Origin of the sequence: Dryocola clanedunensis subsp. sulfonylureivorans (assembly GCF_016756775.1) — a bacterium.
Taxonomy (GTDB): Bacteria; Pseudomonadota; Gammaproteobacteria; order Enterobacterales; family Enterobacteriaceae; genus Dryocola; species Dryocola clanedunensis.
In genome coordinates this window covers 1-1,251 of the sequence record NZ_JAERMU010000066.1, presented here as the reverse complement: position 1 = coordinate 1,251, position 1,251 = coordinate 1, and the positions used below count along the sequence as shown (strand labels likewise).

Sequence of the window (1,251 nt, the reverse complement as noted above, 5' to 3'; positions counted from 1 at the left end):
TGTAGTGGTCAACTAAAACTGGCCACCGCGTTAGAGTTTTTCCAGTATCGGTTTTCCGATTCGTTTGGTGGTAACCCACAGTTATATTCATGCGGCCTGAGCGCGCTGTAATACCCAACGATATAGTCCGTTATAGCGTGAGCTGCTTCACTGAAGCTTACGTAGCCCGTCACCGGCACCCATTCGTTCTTCAGGCTCCTGAAGAAGCGCTCCATTGGGCTATTATCCCAGCAGTTTCCGCGCCGGCTCATACTCTGCTTGATTCGGTATCGCCACAGTAACTGCCGGAACTGCCTGCTCGTATAATGACTGCCCTGATCGCTGTGGAACATTAACCCCATGGGCTTACCGCGAGTTTCCCATGCCATTTCCAGCGCTTTCATGGTGAGCCTGCTGTCCGGCGAGAACGACATTGCCCAGCCCACAGGTTTTCTTGCGAACAGGTCGAGAACAACGGCGAGGTACGCCCAGCGTTTACCTGTCCAGATATAGGTCACATCACCGCACCACACCTGGTTTGGCTCTGTTACGGCGAACTGTCGCGCAAGATGATTCGGGATAGCAACGTGCTCATGCCCCCCACGCTTATACCGGTGAGTCGGCTGCTGGCAACTGACCAGCCCCAGCTCTTTCATGAGTCTGCCAGCAAGCCAGCGTCCCATCTGGTGGCCTCTCTGGGTTGCCATTGTCGCGATGCTCCTTGCTCCGGCTGAACCGTGGCTGATGTTATGCAGCTCCAGCACCTGGCTTCGTAATACAGCCCGCATGCCGTCTGGTTTTTCAGGACGGTTTTGCCAGTATTTGTAGCTGCTGCGATGAACCCCGAACACGTGGCAGAGAGAGGCCACTGGATAACGCGCCCTGAGTTTCCCGATTAACGAGAACTGTTCAGGGAGTCTGACATCAAGAGCGCGGTAGCCTTTTTTAATATTTCGTTTTCCATTTCAATACGTTGTAGCTTTTTCTTCAGCTCACGTATTTCGATTTGTTCTGGTGTTATCGGAGAGGCTTTTGGTGTTTTGCCCTGACGCTCTTCACGCAGTTGCTTGACCCATTTTGTCATCGTGGAAAGACCGACATCCATAGCCTTAGCGGCATCAGAGACGGTGTAGTTTTGATCGACAACCAGCTGAGCGGATTCACGTTTGAATTCAGGACTAAAATTTCTTCGTTTCATTGGTGCACCTGTATTGTTCTGAGGTGAGCATATCACCTCTGTTCAGGTGGCCAAATTCAGTAAACCACTTCATA

At 51.8% G+C, this 1,251-nt stretch carries 1 protein-coding gene; it reads right to left on the bottom strand.

Features of this window, described 5'->3' with window-relative positions:
- Positions 1 to 8: 8 nt before the first annotated feature.
- Positions 9 to 1,177 (bottom strand): IS3 family transposase gene (locus HYQ67_RS23775; RefSeq protein WP_202308647.1). Its coding sequence is split into 2 segments (ribosomal slippage): positions 9 to 928 and positions 928 to 1,177, totalling 1,170 coding nucleotides; the frame shifts between segments, so codons are not numbered across the junction.
- Positions 1,178 to 1,251 lie beyond the last annotated feature (74 nt).